The sequence below is a fragment of the Thalassospiraceae bacterium LMO-SO8 genome (genome assembly GCA_031655335.1).
Classification (GTDB): Bacteria; Pseudomonadota; Alphaproteobacteria; order Rhodospirillales; family Casp-alpha2; genus UBA1479.
Genome location: CP134226.1, coordinates 2697600 through 2718519 on the forward strand (window position 1 = coordinate 2697600; position 20920 = coordinate 2718519).

The 20920-nt window shown below is 63.1% G+C and carries 17 protein-coding genes; 2 read left to right on the forward strand and 15 right to left on the reverse strand.

Going from position 1 to position 20920, the window contains the following annotated elements:
• Positions 1-59: 59 nt before the first annotated feature.
• On the reverse strand, positions 60-764 hold the full coding sequence (locus RJ527_12910) for a response regulator transcription factor (GenBank protein WND74939.1): 705 nt from the start codon (positions 762-764) through the stop codon (positions 60-62).
• 187 nt (positions 765-951) lie between these two features.
• Between RJ527_12910 and fliI the strand changes: the two genes are divergently transcribed.
• The gene (gene fliI, locus RJ527_12915) at positions 952-2337 is read left to right on the forward strand and encodes a flagellar protein export ATPase FliI (protein WND74940.1); all 1386 of its coding nucleotides are present in this window, start codon (positions 952-954) and stop codon (positions 2335-2337) included.
• 29 nt (positions 2338-2366) lie between these two features.
• Positions 2367-2810 carry a flagellar export protein FliJ gene (locus tag RJ527_12920; protein WND74941.1) on the forward strand — a complete coding sequence of 148 codons (444 nt, stop codon included), beginning with the start codon at positions 2367-2369 and terminating at the stop codon, positions 2808-2810.
• Between the two features lie 14 nt (positions 2811-2824).
• Here RJ527_12920 and RJ527_12925 read toward each other — a convergent pair whose 3' ends face one another.
• From RJ527_12925 to RJ527_12990, 14 genes are all read right to left on the reverse strand, one after another.
• Positions 2825-3211, reverse strand: a complete 387-nt coding sequence (locus tag RJ527_12925; protein WND74942.1) for a hypothetical protein — start codon at positions 3209-3211, stop codon at positions 2825-2827.
• Positions 3212-3224: 13 nt separating this feature from the next.
• A complete protein-coding gene (locus RJ527_12930) occupies positions 3225-4934 on the reverse strand; it encodes a hypothetical protein (protein ID WND74943.1) in 1710 nt (569 codons plus the stop codon).
• A gap of 46 nt (positions 4935-4980) precedes the next feature.
• A complete protein-coding gene (locus tag RJ527_12935) occupies positions 4981-6033 on the reverse strand; it encodes an AAA family ATPase (protein WND74944.1) in 1053 nt (350 codons plus the stop codon).
• A 31-nt stretch (positions 6034-6064) separates the two neighbouring features.
• Positions 6065-8233: a flagellar biosynthesis protein FlhA gene (flhA, locus tag RJ527_12940; GenBank protein ID WND74945.1), complete on the reverse strand. Its 2169-nt coding sequence runs from the start codon at positions 8231-8233 to the stop codon at positions 6065-6067.
• Positions 8234-8337: 104 nt separating this feature from the next.
• Entirely contained in the window at positions 8338-9684 is a 1347-nt protein-coding gene (locus RJ527_12945; protein WND74946.1) for a sigma-54 dependent transcriptional regulator, read from the reverse strand.
• 90 nt (positions 9685-9774) lie between these two features.
• Positions 9775-10593, reverse strand: a complete 819-nt coding sequence (locus tag RJ527_12950) for a MotA/TolQ/ExbB proton channel family protein (GenBank protein ID WND74947.1) — start codon at positions 10591-10593, stop codon at positions 9775-9777.
• A gap of 29 nt (positions 10594-10622) precedes the next feature.
• Entirely contained in the window at positions 10623-10985 is a 363-nt protein-coding gene (gene fliN, locus RJ527_12955) for a flagellar motor switch protein FliN (GenBank protein WND74948.1), read from the reverse strand.
• 9 nt (positions 10986-10994) lie between these two features.
• On the reverse strand, positions 10995-12179 hold the full coding sequence (locus RJ527_12960) for a FliH/SctL family protein (GenBank protein ID WND74949.1): 1185 nt from the start codon (positions 12177-12179) through the stop codon (positions 10995-10997).
• A 62-nt stretch (positions 12180-12241) separates the two neighbouring features.
• Positions 12242-13261 carry a flagellar motor switch protein FliG gene (gene fliG, locus RJ527_12965; protein ID WND74950.1) on the reverse strand — a complete coding sequence of 340 codons (1020 nt, stop codon included), beginning with the start codon at positions 13259-13261 and terminating at the stop codon, positions 12242-12244.
• 66 nt (positions 13262-13327) lie between these two features.
• Positions 13328-14947: a flagellar basal-body MS-ring/collar protein FliF gene (gene fliF, locus RJ527_12970; protein ID WND74951.1), complete on the reverse strand. Its 1620-nt coding sequence runs from the start codon at positions 14945-14947 to the stop codon at positions 13328-13330.
• A gap of 191 nt (positions 14948-15138) precedes the next feature.
• Positions 15139-15402, reverse strand: coding sequence for a DUF1153 domain-containing protein (locus RJ527_12975; GenBank protein ID WND78056.1), 264 nt, complete (start codon positions 15400-15402; stop codon positions 15139-15141).
• Positions 15403-15765: 363 nt separating this feature from the next.
• Complete coding sequence (locus RJ527_12980) at positions 15766-16464, reverse strand: N-acetylneuraminate synthase family protein (GenBank protein ID WND74952.1); 699 nt, start codon at positions 16462-16464, stop codon at positions 15766-15768.
• A 20-nt stretch (positions 16465-16484) separates the two neighbouring features.
• Entirely contained in the window at positions 16485-17945 is a 1461-nt protein-coding gene (locus RJ527_12985) for a glycosyltransferase (protein WND74953.1), read from the reverse strand.
• Positions 17946-18459: 514 nt separating this feature from the next.
• Positions 18460-20862: a flagellar hook-basal body complex protein gene (locus RJ527_12990; protein ID WND74954.1), complete on the reverse strand. Its 2403-nt coding sequence runs from the start codon at positions 20860-20862 to the stop codon at positions 18460-18462.
• Positions 20863-20920 lie beyond the last annotated feature (58 nt).

Sequence of the window (20920 nt, forward strand, 5' to 3'; positions counted from 1 at the left end):
AACAAAAAGAGGCGGGAATGCCCCGCCTCTTGTTCATGGACTTGGCTGCGCGGCCGGCGTCAGCCGTTGGCCGCGGCCTTCTGCGCCGGTTCCGGATCACGCAGCACATAGCCGCGCCCCCAGACCGTTTCGATGTAGTTCTCCCCGCCGGTCGCCGTCGACAGCTTCTTGCGTAGCTTGCAGATGAACACGTCGATGATCTTCAATTCCGGCTCGTCCATGCCGTTATAAAGATGGTTGAGGAACATCTCCTTGGTCAGGGTCGTGCCCTTGCGCAGGCTGAGCAGTTCGAGAATGCCGTATTCCTTGCCGGTCAGATGGATCGGCTGGCTGTCGACCTCGACCGTTCGGGTGTCCAGATTGACCATCAGCCGGCCGGTCTGAATGACCGACTGGGCATGGCCCTGCGAGCGCCGAACGATGGCCTGAATACGGGCCATCAGCTCTTCCTTGATGAAGGGCTTGGTCAGGTAATCGTCGGCGCCGTGGCCGAGCCCCTTGACCTTGCTTTCCGACTCGCCCAGCCCAGACAGGATCAGCACCGGGGTATTGACCCGGGAATCGCGCAACCGGCGCAGGACTTCGAACCCGTCCATGTCCGGCAGCATGATGTCGAGCACGATGATATCGTAGTCGTAGAGCTTTCCGATCTCCAACCCGTCCTCGCCCAGGTCGGTCGTATCGACGACCATGTTGGCCGATTCAAGCATCATCTTGACGCTTTTCTGGGTCGAGGGATCGTCTTCGACGAGCAGCACACGCATGAACGGCCTCCTTAATCGGACGCATTAACCTTTGTTAACCATAACCTCCGCAGCGAATCGGCGCAAGTTGAGGTCCTGTCCCCAGGAATATTTCGTTATTAAGCAGAGGCTTAACACTCCATCAACCGTTGTCCGTGATAGTATGGTCAGGCAATAAAAACGGTATTCGGATTCGCGGTCAAAGCGCTTGTACACGTTCGTCAATGACATTCTGAATGAAGTCGACCGGCACACCGGGCAGATTTACTTTGGCCGGGTCGCCAACATCGTCGGCCTGCTGGTCGAGGTCGAGGGCCTTCAGGGGGCGGTCTCGGTTTCCGATCATTGCGATATCACGACCAAGAACGGCAGCAAGATTCCCTGCGAGGTCGTCGGGTTTCGCGACGGCAAGGCGCTGGTCATGCCGTTTGGCGCCGTCGACGGCATCGGCATGGGTTGCAAGGTTGAGGTCGGCGCGTCGGAGCCGGTCATCTATCCGGTCGAGGCCTGGTTGGGCCGTGTCATCGATGCCTTCGGCCGACCCATCGACGGCAAGGGGCCGCTGCCCACGGGGGCGACCCCCTATCCGATCCATACGGTGCCGCCGCCCGCGCACGAGCGGTCGCGGATCGGTGGCAAGGTCGATCTCGGCGTGCGCGCCATGAACACCTTCCTGACCTGCTGCCGGGGCCAGCGGCTCGGCATCTTCGCCGGCTCGGGGGTCGGCAAATCGACGCTGCTGTCCATGATGGCGCGCAACACGGACGCCGAGGTCAGCGTGATCGGCCTGGTCGGTGAACGCGGCCGAGAAGCCCGCGAATTCATCGAGGATCATCTGGGCGAAGAAGGCCTGAAACGCTCCGTGGTCGTCGTGGCGACCTCGGACGAACCACCTTTGGTGCGCCGGCAGGCGGCCTTCATGACCATGGCGGTGGCGGAATTCTTCCGTGACCGGGGCGCCAACGTGCTGTGCCTGATGGACAGCGTCACCCGCGTCGCCATGGCGCAACGCGAAATCAGCCTGGCGGTGGGCGAACCGCCGGCCTCCAAGGGCTATACACCTTCGGTTTTCGCGCTGTTGCCGCGGCTACTGGAACGTGCCGGTCCCGGCCGTCAGGGGCAGGGCGACGTGACCGGGCTGTTCACGGTGCTGGTCGAGGGCGACGATCACAACGAGCCCGTGGCCGACGCCGTGCGCGGCATCCTGGACGGTCACGTCGTGCTTGACCGCGCCATCGCCGAACGGGGCCGCTATCCCGCCATCAATATCCTGCGCAGCGTGTCCCGAACCATGCCGGCCTGCAACACGCCGGAACAGAATGCTCTGGTCGTCCGCGCGCGGCAGCTGTTGTCCGTTTACGAAGACATGGCGGAATTGATCCGTCTCGGCGCCTATCGCCGCGGCTCGGACCCCAAGGTCGATGAGGCAATCAAGTATTATGACGCCATCGAAGCGTTCCTGGGTCAGGAAATCGGTGATGTCACGGACCTCGACAACTGCTACCGCCTGCTGGCGGAAACCCTTGAGATGCCTGCACCCGAGCCGCAACACGCGGCTACGGCGCCCGCCGATGGCACGGCCCCGGCGGCGTGACGCGGGCCTGACGGAGACATAGAGACCCCATGGCCGCCGGTCTGAAGAACCTGATCCGCCTGCATGAATGGACCGTCGATGAACGGCGGCGCGAGCTTGGCCAGCATATCCGCAGGCTGAATGAACTGGATCAGCAGGTCCGCGATCTGGAGGCCGAATTGAAACGGGAACAGGCTCTTGCCGGGTCCAGTGAAATGGGCATCACCTTCGGTGCCTACTATAACCTGTTCCGTTACCGACGCGCCCTTCTCGATCAGAAGATCCGTGCCAAGGAGAAGGAGATTCTGGAGGCCCGCGACATCCTCAGCCGCGCCTTCATGGAATTGAAGAAATATCAGGTCGCCGACGAAATCCGTAAGCGCGAGGCGGCATTGGAAGAAGCGCGCCGGGAGCAGGGCGAATTGGACGAGCTCGGCCTACAGCTTTATCGCCGCCAGTCGGCGCGCCGCAAGGCGGCCCGTACGGCGGGGTGAACGCCGGCGTTCGATCAGATCGAATGCAGATGTGCCAGAAGGGCCGCGTTGTTCCATTGCGGCTGGCGGTCCTCGACCAGAATTTTATGTTCCGACACATCATCCGCGGCACCTCGGCGGGTGACGACCTGGACCCAGCGCGGCACCAGTTCGTTGCTGACATCCTGTAGGATCGTCGTCGCCAGATTTTCATGGGACGGCCAATCGCCGCCTTCCAGCGCCCGCAGGTAGGCGGCGAAGGCGGCGGGCGAGACGGTCAGCGCGTCGGGCACGTAGCGCAGCGCGACATCGATTGATCCGCCCAGGGCGGACAGCCGGCCGCTCAGGCTCGACACGAAATCGATGTTTCGGTCCGGATTGGGGGTCGGGGCGAGGACGGCCCGCCGCTGCCACAGGTCCATGTTTGCGTTCTCCCTAGACGACCAGTCCGACGCCGCCCTTGGCCGGAGCCGGAGGGTCGACGGCGATGAAGTTTGCGGGCTGGGCTTGGAACCCGACGCCGCCCCGGAACCCGGTGATGTCACCCGACATTTCGTAAAGATGACGGATGTCGTTGCGCATGTCCGGCGGCAAATGCGCGTCCGACCGCACCACCATGTCCATCCGCCGGTGCGCGGTATCGACCAGGCCGTCCAATTGAATGTGTCCCAGCTTCGACAAGGTGACATCGACCACGAAGCGGGTGCCGGGGCCGTGCTCCGCGTCGTCTTCGTCTTCGCTTTGAGGACGGGTGAACAGGCGAATCTGTTCCAACTGTCCGCCGTTCAGGAACGGGATCATGAAGATGCGCCAGTCGCCTGCGGACGGCTCGTCCGCCAGGCGCGACAACTGTCCCATATCCTCGTGCATGCGGCCCAGCAATCCCGGGTTGACCCGCTGCAAGACCCGCACGGTATTGTCGCCCAGCCAGGCGCGGACATCGCCGCCCCGCACGGCCGACAGAAAAAACAGGATGTTCGCCGTCATGTTGCCGTCCGGGCGCGGCAGGACCGCATGCAGCAAGTGCTGTGCGGTGTTGGGCGCCGCCTGGGCCAGGGTTTCGACCACTTCGCGCATGGCGGGCCACTGATGGTCGAGGAACAGGGCCTGACGAAAGGCTAGTTTCGCATTGTCGAGAAGCGGCTCCGGCTGGGCCGGGGGCAGCGGCGCGCTGGTCACGGTCAGCACCACGCGGGCCCCCTCGGGCGGCGGGTTCGCGCCGGCAAGGGCGATCGGGCCCAGCGGCGTTTCGACAATGGGCTGGCCGCCGGCCTGGGTGCCGCTGACAATCCCGGTCAGTGTCTGTCCCAAAGCCGCAAGCGGCGGTGTCGGCCCCTGGGTCTGAGTCAGGGCTGCCGAGCCGCCCGGCGGGGCCGGTTGCAGGGCCGTGATCTGGACCGTGAACTGGGTTCCGGCCGGCAGGGTCTGGGATGGGGCGGCCTGCGGGGAGCCTGCCGAAGACGGCCCGGTGCCGGCCTGGCTTGGGCCGGGGACGCCGGCCGTCAGGGGCGTGGGGACAGAACCGGGCAGTGATCCGCCGGGGCCGGACGGTTGACCGAAGGGGGATGGAGTCCCTGTTCCCGCCGTGCCGGGAACAGCCGCCCCACCTTGGCCCGAGAGCGCGCCGGGCGCCGGGGCCGCGGGAAGAAGGGTCGGCAGCATCGGCGCCGGAATGCCCGGCGCCGGGCGCAGCAGGGTCGCGGTCAGGCTGTTGCCTTCGGCGAAGGGCGGCAGGTTGAGCGTCGCCGTCCCGGCCGTGGCCTGGGCGCCTGCCTGTAGGGACTGCGCCGCGGCGCGGAGGGCCGCGGCCGGGCTCTGGCCATTGATCGCGGTGATGATGAATTGAAGCTGTGGGCCGCGCCCGTTCAATTGCAGGGTCAGCTTGTCGCCGGGGTTCAAGTTTAATAGGGCCTGCAACTGCAATTGCAATTTACCGACCACGCCTTCGAGGGTCGCGAGCCCTTGCGGCGTCACGTTGGCGATTTGCAGGTCGAAGCGCGCCCCCAGGGCGGCGTCGAGAACCGCCTGCGGCACGGGCACCTGGGCCTGGGCGGGGGGCAGGGTGATGGCGGTCGGCGGCGGCGGCGGGGCCGTGACCGTCGGCGTCACCGATGGGGGCGGCGGCGGTGCGGAAATTTCCGACATTGATGCGACCCCCAAATTGCGCTGCGGCCGCCCGCGCCCGAAGGGCTCAGCCCTCGGCCGGAAGGGCGACGTTGATCATCCGTTCGTGGTCGTCGATCAGGTCTTCCAGATCCACGTCTTCGTCTTCGAGGTCGCGCAAGGGAAGATCCGCGTTCAGGCTGAGAACCTCGCCGTACAACAGGTCCGCCAGATCAGGGGCGCCCGTCGGGAAGAAACCGTCGATGGGATCGGCCGACCCGGTGGTTCCGGCCAGGGCCAGTCCCGCGCTTTCCATGGCGGCCAGGATCGCGCCCATGCGCCCGGTGGCGTCCGTGCGGGTGACCAGCATGCGTTTGATGCCAAGCGCGCTGAACGCCATGGCCACATCTGCGGCTTCCAGCGCGTCCATGCCCGCGTTCAAAACCAACACCGGCTCGGCGGGGGCGGCGTTGACGAAATCGAACAGGTTGTCCATTTCCGTATGGGATCGGTGGTTGACCCCCGGCGAATCGATCAGCACCACGGTGCGCTTGGGAATGCGGGCCATGAACTGGGCCAGTTCCTCGGCGGTTTCGGTGATGAAGACTTCCTGGCCCATGACCTTGGCGAAGGCGGTCAGCTGTTCGACCGCGCCGGCGCGTTTCAGGTCGGTGGTCAGAAGCTGCACGGAGCGCCGCGCCATCAGCGCCCGCGCGGCCAGTTTCACCAGGGCCAGCGTCTTGCCGGCGCCCGGCGGGCCGACCAGGATCAAGCGTTGGTTGTCGGCGGTCACGTCGATGGGCACGAAGTTGAAATCGAGGGCGAGGGTGCCGGTCAGGGCCGCGATCGGCGTGCGCGGTTCCATGTCGGCGGCGGCCTGGGACAGACGGTCGGCCAGGTTCATCGGCACGCCGTGCAGCAGCAGGGTTTCCAGCACCTGGTCGAAGCGCTGTTCCGGCGCCATGGCGACATGACCCAGGCGCGGATCGCTGGCGTCCTGTTGGCGGGCAGCGACGATCCGCGCCTCGCCGCTGATCGGGTTGGTCTGGGTCGATACGATGGTTGCCTCGTCACCCAGTTCGCGCCGCACGAGGGTCATCGCCTGCCGCAGGTTCGCCGCCTTGAATGTGAGAAGCCGCATGATCGTTTCTCCTGTAGCTTTCTGCCGTACGTTACACCTGCCCCACGGTCTTGATCTTGGCCTTGGGGTGGATTTCGTTCTGGGACATCACGACGGTCATCGGCCGGAAACGCTCGACGATGGAACGCACGTAGGGCCGGATGGCCGGGCTGGTCAGCAGGACGGGGCTTTCGCCCATCATGGCCTGCCGTTCGAAATTGGTGCGCAGCGCGCCGATGAATTCCTGAAGCTTCGAGGGCGCCATGGAAAGCTGCTTGTCATCTTCCGGGCCGACGATCGATTCAGCGAAGGCCTGCTCCCACGGCGGCGACAGGGTGACCAGCGGAATGAAACCCTGGTCGTTCACGTTGGCATCGGAAATCTGCCGCGCCAGACGGGCCCGCACATGTTCGGTGATCATCATCACGTTGCGGGTTCCGGCGCAGGCCTCGGCGACGCCTTCCAGGATGGTCGGAAGGTCGCGGATCGAGACCCGTTCCGCCAGCAGGTTTTGCAGCGTCCGTTGCAGGCCGCCCAGGGAGATCGTGCCGGGGACGATGGAATCGACAAGTTTCTGCTGTTCCTTGTCCAACTCGTCCAAAAGCTTCTGCGTCTCCGCATAGCTCAGCAGGTCGTCCATGTTGTCCTTGATGATCTCGGTCAGATGGGTGGTCACCACCGTTGCCGGATCGACCACCGTATACCCGCGGAACAGGGCCTCTTCGCGGTTGGCGTCCTCGATCCACATGGCCGGCAGGCCGAAGGTCGGCTCCATGGTCTTTTCCCCGGCCAGGGTGATTTCCTCGCCGCGCGGATCCATGACCAACAGCATGCTGGGCCGAAGATCGCCGCGCCCGGTCTCGATTTCCTTGACCCGGATGACGTAGGTATTGGCGGGAAGCTGCATGTTGTCCTGGATGCGCACGGACGGCATGACGAAGCCCATTTCCGATGCCAGCTGGCGGCGCAGGGCCTTGATCTGGTCGGTCAGGCGCTGGCCGTTCTCGGGCGGCGAATTGATCAGCGACAGCAGGCCGTAGCCGAGTTCCAGACGCAGGTAATCGATGCGCAGCGCCGTCGCGATGGGTTCTTCCGCGGCCTTGCTCGGCTCCGGCGTGGAATCCTCAAGCGCCTGAATCGCTTCCTCGGCCTTGCGTTTGTCGCGGGCCGTCACGATGAAGCCCATGGCCCCCGTGGCGAAGGCCAGCAGAAGGAAGGGGAAGGCCGGAATGCCGGGCATGGCCGCCAGGCCGACCAGCAGGAAGCTCGACATGCCGAGGGTTTTCGGCTGGCCGCCGAGCTGGCGGAACAGGGTTGCTTCGGTCGGGCCGGTGATGCCGGCCTTGGTCACCATCATACCGGCGGCAGTGGAGACGATCAGCGCCGGGATCTGACTGACCAGGCCGTCGCCGACGGTCAGGCGCGTGTACATGTCGGCGGCCTGGGCGAACGACAGATCGTTCTGCGCGACCCCGATCACCATGCCGCCCAACACGTTGATCAAGGTGATCAGAAGACCGGCGATGGCGTCGCCGCGCACGAACTTTGACGCACCGTCCATGGCGCCGAAGAACGTGCTTTCGTTCTCCAGTTCCTTGCGCCGGGAACGCGCGTCGTCTTCGTCGATCAGGCCCGAGGACAGGTCCGCGTCGATCGCCATCTGTTTGCCGGGCATGGCGTCCAAGGTGAAGCGCGCCGCCACTTCGGCGATACGGCCCGAACCCTTGGTGATGACGATGAAGTTGACGAGCACCAGGATCGCGAAAACGATGATCCCGATGACGAAGTTGTCCTGCATGACGAAGCCGCCGAAGGCCTCAATGACCTGACCGGCGGCATCCGTTCCCGTGTGCCCTTCGGCCAAAATCAGGCGCGTCGAGGCCAGGTTCAGCGCCAAGCGGATCATGGTCGCCAGCAGCAGGACCGTGGGGAACGAGTTGAAGTCGAGCGGCTTTTCGATGAACAGCGCCGTCATCAGGATCAGCACCGAGAAGGTGATGGAAAAGGCCAGGCTCATGTCCAGGAGCCAGGTCGGCATGGGCAGGATCAGCACCACCAGGATGCCGATGACGCCGAGCGCGAAGATCAGGTCGCCGCGCTTGAGAAGGTCGATCACGCCCTGGAACGGGTTGCCGCCTTCTTCCTCGGGCCCCGACTGCGGAGCGCCGCGCGGCGTGGCCGTGCGGGCGGCCGCGGTGGCGCTTTGCGTCGCCTCAGCCATTACCGTTCCCCGCCGTCATATCGTTTGTTCCCGTTGTCGTTCGTTTCGGCATTTTCTTGTCGTCGTTCATCGGATGCCTTGGTCGGTCTGTTTCGCGTCCCGGGTCAGGGGGCCGGCGCCGCGCCAGCTTCGCCCGGTTGCGGCACGGAAAATCCTTCCTGGCTGTACTGGCGCAGCTTGTTGCGCAGCGTGCGGATGGAAATGCCCAAGATGTTGGCCGCATGCGTGCGGTTGCCCAGGCAGTGATGCAGGGTGTCGATGATCAGGTCGCGTTCCACGTCCGCGACGGTGCGCCCGACCAGGGCCGCGGTTTCCATGTCCGCGTCGGAGAGACCGGCGGACGGCGCCCCCTGGGTGCCCGACACCATGATGGTCTCTGGCCCGATTTCCGATCCGGTCGCCAGAATCACGGCACGGTGGATGGCGTTTTCCAGCTCGCGCACGTTGCCGGGCCAGCTGTGGGCCTTAAGCCGGCTCATGGCGCCTTCGGAAATCGGCCGCTCGTCGATGTGGTTGGCTTCCGAATACTTTTTTACGAAATGACGGGCCAAGAGGGGGATGTCCTGTTCCCGCCGAGCAAGCGACGGCATCACCAGGTTGACCACGTTGAGGCGGAAGTACAGATCTTCGCGAAAGGTGCCCTTGGCGACTTCGTCCTGCAGGTTGCGGTTGGACGTGGCGATGATGCGCACATCGACCTTCACCGGCTTGGCGCCGCCGACCCGGTCGATTTCGCGTTCCTGCAAGGCGCGCAGCAGCTTGGCCTGAAGGCGGGGGTCCATTTCCGAGACTTCGTCGAGCAACAGGGTGCCGCCGTCCGCTTCCTCGAACTTGCCTACGCGGCGCGACACGGCGCCGGTGAAGGCACCTTTTTCGTGCCCGAACAGTTCCGACTCCAGAAGGTTTTCCGGGATCGCCGCGCAATTGACGGCGACGAAGGCCTTGTCCTTGCGGCGGCTTTTGGCGTGCAGATGGCGGGCCATCATCTCCTTGCCGGTGCCGGATGCGCCGGTAATCAGGACGCTGGCTTCCGACGGGGCGATCTGGTCGGCCATCTTGATGACGTCGGCCATGCCCGGGTCGTTGTAGACGATGGTGCTGGGTTCGACCGACACGGCATGCAGGACGGCGGCGATCAGTTCCGCATCCGGCGGCAGGGGGATGTATTCCTTGGCCCCGGCCTTGATCGCACGGACGGCGGCCTGGCTGTCGTTGCCGACGCCGCAGGCGATGACGGGAAGGGCGATACGCTCGCTTTCCAGCGAGGAGACCAGGCGCGCGATGTCGGCGTGCACGTCGATCATGATCAGGTCAGCGCCCTGTCCCGCGCGCAACTGCTCAAGGGCCCGATCGACCGTTTCGGCCTGCTGGACCTTGGCGCCCTTCTGCATCGCGATCTGGCTTGCGGCGCCGATTTGACCGCCGAGCGTGCCGATAATCAATAACCTCATGACCGTTCTGTCCCTACTTTGATCCGCATGTCATTCATGTCGTGTCGTTCATTCGTCTTGTGGCATTCGTCTTGTGGGGCCGTCTTTGGCCTAGTCGAAATAGGAGACCCGCTTTTCCGGCGGCAGGATGCTGTTCAGCAGCATTTCCAGGCGCCGGGGATTCTCCTGGCGGCCGATTGAACCGGTGGACAGGACATAGACCTGGTTCACCATGGCTTCGTCGGCGGAATTCCGTTCCAGTTTGTTGGCCATCGGCGTGAACACCATGTTGGCCAGCACCGCGCCGTAAAAAGTCGTCAACAGGGCCACCGCCATGCTTGGGCCGATGGTGCCTGGGTCCGATAGGTTGCCCAGCATCTGGACCAGGCCGATCAGGGTGCCGATCAGGCCCATGGCCGGCGCCAGTTCGGCCATGCGGCGCAGCACGTTGATGCTTTTCTGATGGCGCTGGAACATGGCCTGCATGTCGCGGCGCAGGATGGCCTCGACCTCTTCGCCGGGGGTGCCGTCGACCACCATGCCGATGCCCTTGTGCAGAACCGGTTCCGCCTGAATGGCGCCCATCACGTTCTGCAGCGCCAGGACACCCTGCTTGCGCGCCAATTCGGCCAGTTGCAGGGTCTGGAACGCGGCGCGCGTCGGGTTGCGGTTGACCTGGATGAAGATTTTGAGCGCGACCCGAGCGGTGCGGACCATTTCATTCAGCGAAAAGCTTGCGGTGGTGATGGCGAAGGTGCCGCCGATGACGATCAGGATCGACGGAATGTTGATGAAGGATCCCGGCGATCCGCCCAGCACGATCGCCGCGGCAAGCAGCCCGAAACCCACGGCAAGGCCGAGCACCGTGGCGATGTCCACGGTGGTCCTGTTGCGCAGCGGGCCGCCGGCGTTGGGTGTTGCTTCCGCCATCTTCGGTCGTCTCTCCTGGCCGGTCCGTGTTAGCGGTCGGTCTTGATGATTTCCGTCATGGTCACGCCCAGACGGTCTTCGACGACCACCACTTCGCCGCGCGCGACCAGCCGGTTGTTGACGTAGATGTCGATGGCCTCACCGACCTTTCGGTCGAGTTCGATGACGGCGCCCCGGCCAAGGCGCAAAAGCTGGCTGACCTGCATGGTCGCCTTGCCGAGAACGGCGGAAACCGTCACCGGGATATCGTAGACCGCTTCCAGATCACGCGCGCTTTTCGGCAGGTCGGTGACTTCCGGCAGGCCCGAGGGGCTTGCCGACGGTGCGGAACCGTCGCCGCCGTCACTGCCGTTGGACACGAATTCGCCCAGTTCAAAATCGTCTTCGGCCATGGTTCTCTCCTAGTCCTTCAGATCGTCTTCGAGTTCCAGATCCGCGCCGCCGATCCGTTTCGGTTCGGGCGCCGCTTCTTCGCTTGATGGGGATATGCCGTCCTGCATGCCTTCGGGGGCCGCGTCGGCGATCAGGTCGTCCGACGGCACGGGGGGGTGGCTGTCTTCTTCGCTGACCGGGGCGGCGGGTGCCTCGGCCTCGATTTCCGCCATGATTTCCTCCGACGGCACCGGCGGGGGGCCGTCCGCGGCCGCGTCGGACGGGGAGGGGGCGGGCTCGGTCACGGGTTCGGCCCCGGGGGGCGCCGTCATTTCCGCGGTCTCGGGCAATGTCTCCGGGGTCTCGATCGCCGGTTCGGCGGTCTGATCGTTGTCCGCGCGGGTGTCGGCGGCGATGTCATCGACAGGTTCCGGGGTGATGTCGGCGGGCGTTTCCGCCGGTTGGACGGCTTCAAGCTCGGCGGCGGGAGATGCCGGCGCCTGCGCCGCGTCCGCTGCGTTCGCCGCCGACGCGGGATCGGCCTCGGGCATTGCCGGGCTCTTCAGGTTGCGGGCGATGATGTCGTCGAGTTCGCGGGCCAGGTCGCTGGCGCTGCGCATCACGCCGCCCGACGACCATTCCAGCCGGCAATCGCCGACGGCCAGGGCCGGATCGCCCAGAAGCTTGATATTGCCGCGGAACCCGGACATTTCCGAAACGGCCTGAATGCGGTCATGCAGCGCTTCGGCAAGGTCCGCGGGAACGCGGACGATGACTTCCGGTTCGCCGGACAACTGGTCGAGCACCGTCTCGAGCATGGATTGCACCTGATCCTGGGCGGTCTTCTGGTTCAAGGTGGGGAACAGCTTGCGGACCAGCGCCGCCGCGACGGATATGGCGTGATGCGTCAGATTTTCGTTCGCTTCGGCCTGGGTCTCGAACAGGGATTGCGTCTGCTGCATGATCGAATTCAAGGTATCGGCGATTTGCTTATCGACCGTCGATGACGCTTCCTCCGTGCCCAACCGCTTGCCTTCGGCAAGGCCTTCCTCGCGGGCGCGGGCCAAATCGTCCTCGGAAAAGGTGGGGGCTTCCGGTTCAGGCTCGGGTTCCGGCTCGGGCTCGCCCGCTTCGCGCATGGCGGCCTCGGCGGCAGCCTTGGCACGAGCCTTCTCGCGCCGCTCCGCCAATTCGTCGAAGTCGGTATCGAACATGAACTTCTTGTAAGGGGTCTCGCCCACTATCTCTGCCTTCATTATCATTGTTTTTCAGCGCCCTAGAACACCAGTTCGCCTTCTTCGTCGCCGGTGGCGATGACGATTTCACCGCTGTCGGCCAGGTTCTTGGCGACCTGCACGATGGCCGACTGGGCCTCGTCCACGTCCTTCAGGCGCACCGCCCCCATGGCCTCCATGTCTTCCTTCATCATCTTGCCGGCGCGTTCCGACATGTTGGAGAAGAACAGATCCTTGACCTCGTCCGACGCGCCCTTGAGGGCCAGCGCCAGCTGTTCCTTCTCGACCTGACGCAGCAGGGTCTGGATGCCGCCCGGATCGACCTTGATCAGGTCGTCGAAGGTGAACATCAACTGCTTGATGCGCTCGGCGCTTTCGCGGTTGCGTTCCTCGAGCGCCGTCATGAAGCGGTTTTCCGTGTTGCGGTCGAGGGAGTTGAAGATGTCGGCCATCAACTCGTGGCTGTCGCGCCGCGCCGTGCGCGCCAGGTTGGTCATGAATTCGTTGCGCAGGGTGCGTTCGACGTGGTCGATCACATCCTTCTGCACGGCCTCCATGCGCAGCAGGCGCATGATCACTTCCATGGCGAAGTTTTCCGGCAACAGGGCAAGAACACGGGCGGCATGGTCGGTACGGATACGCGACAGGATGACGGCGACGGTCTGCGGATATTCGTTCTTCAGGTAGTTGGCGAGCACCGCTTCGTTCACGTTGCCCATCTTGTCCCACATGGTGCGGCCGGCGGGGCCGCGCATTTCTTCCATGATGGCATCGACACGTTCGCCCGACAGGGCCGCGTTGAGCAGACGTTCGGCGGCGTCGATGGAGCCGACCAGACCGCCCGCCGACGACAGCTTGTCGGCGAATTCGACGAACAGGCGTTCGATGACCGAGGAATGGACGTTGCCGAGCGACGACATGGACGCGGACAACTCGCGGATTTCCTCGTCGTCCATGCGCTCGAACAGCATGGCCGCCTGGTCCTGGTGCAGGGACAGCAGGAAGATCGCCGCTTTTTCGGTGCCCGATAGGGCTCGGTAGTCGTCCTTGATGCGGGCCATTGACCTGCTTCTCCTCGCCCTCGTCTCTCTTCCGCGTTGTACAGGGAAGGGGCCGGGGGCCTTCGCTTACGCTTCCTGGTACATCCAGGCCCGAATGATGGAAAGGGCCTCTTCCGGGTGTTTCTCGACGATCTCGCCGACCTTCTTGACCGAGGACGCCTTGACCCGGCCCTCGACGCGGTCGATGTCGATGAGTTCCTCGAACTGCTCCTCTTCCATTTCGGCCGGGGCGGGCGCCGACGGTCCGCCCAGAAGACCGGCGGCATGGGAACTGGTATCCGCCAGCAGGCGGCCCGCGGCCTCCTGCGCCGACGGAATGGATTCGAATGCCCGGCTGACCAGCGGCCGCACGACCAGCAGGATCACCAGGATACCCAGGATACTCAGAACCAGGATTTCCGCCAAGCGCAGCAGATCGTTCTTGCCCAGGCCGAAGAACAATTCCAGGGGCTCTTCAAATTTGACCGGCGAGGTGAATTCCATGTTCACGACCTCGACGGAATCGCCGCGGTCGGCGTCGAAACCGATGGTCGAGCGCACAAGGGTGGACAGCAGTTCCATTTGTTCCGCGGGGCGGGGCGTATAGGTCGGGTTGCCGTCCTTGTCCTTGCCCTGAATCCCGTTGACCAGGACCGCGACGGTAACCCGCTTGAGGGCGCCGTCGGTTTTCACGTGGTTGACGGTCTTCTTCGAGATTTCGAAGTTGACCGTTTCCTCGGTCGAGCTTTCGTCGGATTGGGCGCGGGCACCTTCGCCGCCGCCGGGGGCGGCGTCGGGCAGGTTGGTGCCCACGGTGACGGCATCGGTTTCCGATTCCTGATTTCGGGCGGCCCGTTCCACGGTCTGGGTCGACCGCACGACCTGGCCGTCCGGGTTATAGATTTCTTCGGTGGTGGACACCCGGTCGAAATCCATATCGGCATTGACTTCGGCCCGGACGTTTCCGAAACCAACAGTCTTTTCAAGGAGTTCTTCGATCGTGCGCGCCATGCGGGCCTCGACGCCGCGGCGTCGTTCCTCATTCTTGGCGGCGATCGTGTTGACCGACTGGTCGTCTTCGAACCCGGGTGACAGCAACTTGCCCTTGTCGTCGATGATCGTGATGCGGCCCGGTTTCAGACCCGGCACGGCGGAGGCCACCAGGTTCTGCACGGCGGAGACCTGTTCGTGGTCCAGGCGCTTGTTGCTGCGCATGGCCAGCACGACCGAGGCGCTGGGTTGCTGTTCTTCGCGGGAAAACAGTTGCCGGCGGGGCATGACAAGATGCACGCGGGCACGATGGACGATGTCCATGGACTGAATGGTGCGGCCCAGTTCGCCTTCCAGGGCGCGGCGCAGGTTGACGTTCTGCAGGAAATCGGTGGTGCCCAGGGTGTCGGTCTCGTCGAAAATCTCGAACCCGACCTTGCCGCCCACGGGCAGGCCGCGGTCGGCCATTTTCAACCGTAATTCCAAAGCCTTATCAGCCGGAACCCAGACCGAGGTGCCCTGGTCACGGACTTCGGCGGGAAAGCCCAGACGGCCGACTTCCGCGGCGATGGTATTTGAATCGGTGGTGTTCAGTTCACTGAACAGAAGCGCCATATTGGGTTGGCCCAGCTTGGTCAGCAGGAAGATGAAGAACCCGAGCATCAGGAACATCACCCCGCCCATCATGGCGAGGCGAACCGGTCCCAGACCGCGCATTGCTTGAGTAAGTGCTTCCACTTGCGTCCCCCGTGGTTGCAGGAGTGTAAACCGGCTGGTTTCCCCAAACGGCTCCGGGCGTTATGCAGCGCCCTGAACGATCAGGAATTCCGTTATTTGCAGGTTATTGGGGGGGCGGTGAACAAGTGGTTAACGGTGGGCAATTTTTGCCCACCTGGGGACCGGCGCCGTCAGTTGCGGACGACGAGGTCCGGGCGCTGCGACTTGCGCTGCGCGATGTTGCGGTACACCTGAGTCCGGGTCGTGTGCAGACCCTTGAGGCCGTGATCGTCGATCAGGCGTTCCCAGGTACGGTATTCGTCCTCGGACAGGGAATAGCGCCGGCAGGCATCCTGTAGGGACAATAGCCCTCCGCGCACGGCGGAGACGACTTCGGCCTTGCGCCGGGCGACCCATCGTTTGGTGCCGGGCGGGGGCAGGTCCTCCAACCGCATGGGTTGTCCCAGCGGGCTCAGCGGTTCGACGTTGCCGCCTCCGGCTGAACGTCCGTTCCGAGCATCCTGATTGTGGCGCTTGAGCAAGGTCATGATGGCAACTCGTGTTCCGTCTTCCCTGGCGGCGGTGTGTCCGCTTGTCCGTTGTGAAGCCCAGTTTAGGGGCCGGATCTTTAAAGAAAGGCTAAAGAGCAGCGTTAATTTTTCCTGAATTCGGGATAGACCGTCGAACTTCCGGGCAAGAGTGGGGGGCGCATGCGCCGGCCACTAAGAAGGCACGACAAGGCGACCCCTTTGGCGGGTGGATCGTGGAATGAGCATGGAAATGGTGCACGACAACCCGGCCGCGCGACGGCAAAATGGCTAGGGCAAGGCGCGGTGGAGCCGAGAGATTTCACGCCCAAGTCGGACCATTTCCGCGAATTCTTCAGGCGTGGCGCTCAGCGCATGGTCCTTGACCACCTGCGATGCCTTGTTCAGCGTGAAATGCTTCTCGATGAATTGAGCGCCCCGGGCGATCGCCATCAGGGCTGCGGCAGACCCCTGATAATGGCAGCTGTATCCGAAATACGTATCTTCGCCGTACCGCTCGGGGAATCCCACGAGATCTTCGGGAAAGCTCGGATAGTGGGAGCGGCAGAATATGTAGCGCAGGTTTCCCCCTGGGGCACCGAAGGGCCAGTCTTCGCCGGTCCACATGCCAAGCGAGACGAAGGTCTCTTTTCCGGAATCAATCAAGCGCCGGACCAGGTCCGGATGATCGATGACGGTGCGCGAGGCAACCTTGTATCTGGAAAGGCCCGCTGCTTCCGCAAGCGGCAGGGCTTCCGGCTTGATGATCGAGGCCAACAACTCGATTTCATGGAAATCGCACCATTTGCGCAATTCGATCGCGCGTTCCGGGGTGATGCAGTTGATTTCGTCCGGTTTGTCGCGCCAGCCAAACTGAAACTTCGCGACGTCGGCGCCGGCAGCCTTTGCGCGGCGGATCATCTCGTACACGAGATTGAAGTTTCCGTCGTGATTAACGCCGATTTCGGCAACGAAAAGTGGAGTGGTCAATGGAGTATACCTTGTTGATGTCACAAAACGTTTTCGATGATCAGGCGAACCAGTTGGAAATCTTCCGGAGTGCGGATCCGGTAACTATGGAGCATCGGCATCAGGAAGTGGCCGACGCGGGATCCGCGAAAACTATCCTTTGTGATCGCTTCTCTCCAGGCGACCCGGATCGCCCGATTGTCCGCATAAAGGGCATCACGTTCAAACCGAAGCTGCATGTGCCGATCTCGGGAGACCGGCGTTAGGCCGTTCGAACCGTGAATGTAATGAAAGTCGGAATCCTCGTATACGCTGACGACACTGTCGGTGTTGTGGACCTGGAGTGTATTGACCGCGTTCTTGACATGGTCGGCGGTTAACAGAGGCGCGTTCGAATTGATGAATGCAACGATGTCCGGGTTCTTGCCATGGGTCGCTTCCAGGTCTTCCAACGCATGGTGAATGACGTGCTCGGCTTTGGCGAAATCGTCGCAAAGTTCCGGCGGGCGCTTGATCACCAGTACGTCGGGATGCCGCTTTTCGCAGTACTCGAACACTTCCTGGGCATCCGTCGTGACAACGATCTGGTCGAACACTTCGCTGTTGCGCGCGACATCCACAGTGTAGTCGATCAGGGGCTTGCCCTTGATTTCCCGGAGCGCAAGACCGGGCAGCCCCGGATAGCTGTATTTGGCGCCGATCAATCCTACGGTCGTGAGTTGGACGCCGTTCTGCCGCCGGCTGCTTCGATTGACGTGGGCGGCCCGGATTTCCGACTGCGCGGACAAGATCAGGTTGGTGTCGCGGCTGAGCGAGGCCCCGTGTTGCCGGTAAAAGAACAGAGGCGTGCTGACGTTGGCGACCGGATAGCGTCCAACGATCCTCAGCCAGATGTCATATCCGTCCTGCGCTTTGAGGCTTTCGTCATAACCGCCGATCGACTTCAGCACCCGCTTTCGGATCATCGTGCAGGCGCCATGAGCGGGCAGGTCTAAGACCTTGACCTCGCGCCCGATTTTTTTTCGGATGTCGACATCGATGAGTTCCCCGCCTTCGCCGACATAGAAATAATTGGGATACACCAGTGCGATTTCAGGATTTTTTATGAGGTAGGCCGACAGCACCAGCAGGGCGTTTTCATCCAGGTAGTCATCGGCATCAAGGCGCATGATGAAATCGCCCCTTGCCTCCTGTATCGCGCGGTTGGCGCAATACTGTAGGCCCCGTGCCTCTTCGTTCTTGAAGACCCGTATCTTGTTCGGCGCGATCTGCGCGTAATGCCGTGCGATCTCTTCGCTTTCGTCCGTCGGACAATCGAGGAAGATCAAGATCTCCCAATCATCCATGGTTTGGCTGAAAACGCTTTCGATGGCCTCTCTCATGAAGCGGCCGTAGCTGCGCGTGGGTATGTAGACACTGACTTTGGGACGATGGAACGCCTGCGTTTGCGACAGGAGGGGTTTTCCCAGTCCAGCGCCAGAATGCGAATGATCGTTTTTCATGTTTCGTCCCGTCGCAGCCGCCGGAGAACATTCAGACGGCAGGCTTGTAAAGGTCGGGCAGAGATCAATCGACCGAACATCAAGGGGCGCCTGAATCCGGTTTGGAAAGCGGAATTGGCTTCCGGTTGAGCAGGGCGCCGGGGCCCATCGGGGCACTGCTTGAGGTGGCCTTTCGACTGTTTGCAGAAATGGGCGCATCGGGCTGGAAATACCCTGCGTAAGATCAATCCGATTCGTCTCCGTCTTGTCGATTGCCCAAGGGGGGGCAGCATTTTTGCCTTGGTTTCGATACATTTGCAAATCGCTTCCACTACGAACAGCATCGGTGGAAAGATTCCACGCCGCGTATATGTTGCGATTTATTGTTAAAGAAAGGCTAAAGACCCGCCTTAACTTGCCCGGATTTTGAGTTCGTTTCCAATATGGAAACGGTCAAGAAAAAGGCCCTGGAACCCGCTGTTTCTTGGGTTCCAGGGCCTTTATTCGTTGCCGGCGCCTAGCCAACCGTTACGGGTTAACGGAGCCGGACCAGTTCGTCGAGCATTTCGTCCGCCGTGGTGATGATCTTGGTGGCGGCGGAGAAGGCGCGCTGCACGACGATCATCTTGGTGAATTCTTCCCCGATGTCGACGGTCGAGGCTTCAAGCGCCGACTGGGTGATGGCGCCGGCGGGGCCGGAGTTGGCGGACCGCAGGGTCGGATCGCCCGAGGCCTGGGTCGAGTTGAACACGTTCCCCGTGCGCGAGCCCAGTTCGTTGACGTTGACGAAGGTGGCGATCGGGATCTTGAACACAGGGCGGGTTTCGCCGTTGTCGAACAGGGCGGTGATCAGGCCGTCTTCCCGCACCGTGATCCCGGCGAAGGTCCCGAATTGCGAGCCGTCCTGTTCGATGAAGCCCGGGGTGAATTCATCGCCGAACTGGGTCAGGCCGTCGGCGATGCCGATGGTCCCGAAATCCAGGGACACCTGATCCGTGTTCGCCGGGTCATCGTCAAAGTTGGCGGCGCCGTTGGAGAAGCCCAACATCTCGATTTCCGACACCGCGATATTCGACGGAAGACCGGAGGAATCGAAGGTGATGGCGGCGGTCTTGTTGATGGTGAAGGCACTGCCGTCCGTCAGGTCCGCGCCCGTGAAGTCGATGGCGGTATTGCCGTCCGGCCCGGTCGGCAGGGTCGTCGTGCCGCCGGAGTTGGCGAAACCGCTCGAGAAGGTAACGTCATAGGTTCCCGACGTCAGGGTGTTCAGGACGAGCGTGTCCGTGATCGTGAAGTCGGCGGCTTCCGTGGCGTTGCTCGCCAAGCGGCGGCGGACGGTGGAGGCGCCGGAGGCGAACTCCGGATCGTTGGATTCAATCGACGTTTCCAGGGCGATCAGGACATCCCGGATATTCGCCGCGGTCGTCGAGCCGGCGAGGCCCGTGATATCGACCAGGTTGGAGCCGACGATGGACTGGACCGCATCGGTATCGAATTCGTAGACGATGCCGTTGATGGTGATGGCATCGCCGTCGTCAGGTGTGCGCGTGAATTTGAATTGGAACTGGTCCTGATACAGATTGTCGATCTGCTTGACCGTGTAGGACTCGGTCTGTTTGGTCGCCGCGGCGCCGCCCGACGTCAGCAGACCCGACGGATCGACCACGATGGATCCGGTCCCGTCCTCGGCGAACCGCACGGTCGACGCGTTGAACGGCGAGACCGAAATCCGGTTGTTCGTGAACCCGCCGTGGTTGGCGAAATCCGAGTCCGAGCTTTTCACCTTGTTGACAAGCGCGGTGACGAAGTTCGCGGTCGTCGAGGCCGAACTGGTATCGACGATCTTCAGGGTGTCGGTGTCGTCCGGGGTGATGCTGGCGCCGGTGTTCACGGGGCCTTCGTTGGCCAGCGGGCCGTCGACGGTAACGGTAAGGCCGTTGGCGCTGACCGATTGAATGATAAACGTGCCGTTGTTACCGGCGGTGCCGGCGACCGTGATTTCATCGCCCGGCGCAAGGGCGGAGAAGGTGCCCGCCGTGACGGCCGTAATTGTTTCCGCAGGCGTGGCGAAGGTGAGGGTGTTGGTCGTGTTCGGCGTGAAGGTGCCGAAATTCTGGAACCGATATTCGATGCCGTCGATGGAAATCGACGACCGGTTGGCAGGAATGGATTGGAATTCGACCTGGCCGCGGCTGTCGAAGGTGTTGCCGTTGGCGTCTTCCAGGGTCAGGACGTCCGTGCCCGAAGGCGGATCGACAGCCAGATCCCACTGGTTGTCGCGGCCGCCGCGGGTGTACTGGAACGAAATCGTCCGCGCGCTGCCCAGGCTGTCGAAGAACTGCACGTCCGAGCGGTGGGTCTGGCCGGCGGTCGCGCTTGCCGGCAGGTTGGCGCCGACCGCGATGCCCGTGGTCGCCGTCGCCGTGCCGCCGACCCGGTTCAGGTTCACCGTGGTCAGGAAGTCCGTCGAGATGACGTTGGTGTTGGCGATCAGGATGTCCGGGTTGTTGGGCGTGATGTTGCCGTCCGCATCCACGGGGAAGGCTTGCAGGTAGAAGCCCGCCGTGTTGCGCAGGAAGCCGTTGTTATCCTGGAAGAACTGGCCCGCCCGGGTGAACAGGTATTCGTTGGACAGCGACGGCGTGGCGGCTTCGTTGACCACGAAGAAGCCCTGGCCCGAGATGCCCAGGTCGGTCTGCGACGTGGAGGATTGCAGCAGGCCCTGGATGCCGGCGTCGGTTCGGGGCTTGGATTGCACGCCACCGGCCGAAAAGAACGTCGACGAGGTCTGCCGGGTGACCAGGGTCTGGAAGTTGACCTGCGTGCCCTTGTAACCGATCGTGTTCACGTTCGTGATGTTGTCGGCGATGGCGCCCATGGCGCTGGACTGCGCGGTAAGACCCGACACGCCCGAACTAAGTGCACCAAAAAGACCCATGTTACTTCCTCCTTACAATGCCGGTGGAAGGGTTCCAAATCCGGCTGTCGTCAGTCCT

Excerpts from the sequence above, each read along its gene's own strand:
- RJ527_12930 (WND74943.1), bottom strand. The coding sequence starts at position 4,934 with ATGTCGGAAATTTCCGCACCGCCGCCGCCCCCATCGGTGACGCCGACG.
- flhA (WND74945.1), bottom strand. The coding sequence starts at position 8,233 with ATGGCTGAGGCGACGCAAAGCGCCACCGCGGCCGCCCGCACGGCCACG.
- RJ527_12920 (WND74941.1), top strand. The coding sequence starts at position 2,367 with ATGGCCGCCGGTCTGAAGAACCTGATCCGCCTGCATGAATGGACCGTC.
- RJ527_12945 (WND74946.1), bottom strand. The coding sequence starts at position 9,684 with ATGAGGTTATTGATTATCGGCACGCTCGGCGGTCAAATCGGCGCCGCA.
- RJ527_12925 (WND74942.1), bottom strand. The coding sequence starts at position 3,211 with ATGGACCTGTGGCAGCGGCGGGCCGTCCTCGCCCCGACCCCCAATCCG.
- RJ527_12960 (WND74949.1), bottom strand. The coding sequence starts at position 12,179 with ATGTTCGATACCGACTTCGACGAATTGGCGGAGCGGCGCGAGAAGGCT.
- RJ527_12950 (WND74947.1), bottom strand. The coding sequence starts at position 10,593 with ATGGCGGAAGCAACACCCAACGCCGGCGGCCCGCTGCGCAACAGGACC.
- RJ527_12990 (WND74954.1), bottom strand. The coding sequence starts at position 20,862 with ATGGGTCTTTTTGGTGCACTTAGTTCGGGCGTGTCGGGTCTTACCGCG.
- fliN (WND74948.1), bottom strand. The coding sequence starts at position 10,985 with ATGGCCGAAGACGATTTTGAACTGGGCGAATTCGTGTCCAACGGCAGT.
- RJ527_12975 (WND78056.1), bottom strand. The coding sequence starts at position 15,402 with ATGCGGTTGGAGGACCTGCCCCCGCCCGGCACCAAACGATGGGTCGCC.
- fliF (WND74951.1), bottom strand. The coding sequence starts at position 14,947 with ATGCGCGGTCTGGGACCGGTTCGCCTCGCCATGATGGGCGGGGTGATG.
- fliG (WND74950.1), bottom strand. The coding sequence starts at position 13,261 with ATGGCCCGCATCAAGGACGACTACCGAGCCCTATCGGGCACCGAAAAA.
- RJ527_12935 (WND74944.1), bottom strand. The coding sequence starts at position 6,033 with ATGCGGCTTCTCACATTCAAGGCGGCGAACCTGCGGCAGGCGATGACC.
- RJ527_12910 (WND74939.1), bottom strand. The coding sequence starts at position 764 with ATGCGTGTGCTGCTCGTCGAAGACGATCCCTCGACCCAGAAAAGCGTC.
- RJ527_12985 (WND74953.1), bottom strand. The coding sequence starts at position 17,945 with ATGAAAAACGATCATTCGCATTCTGGCGCTGGACTGGGAAAACCCCTC.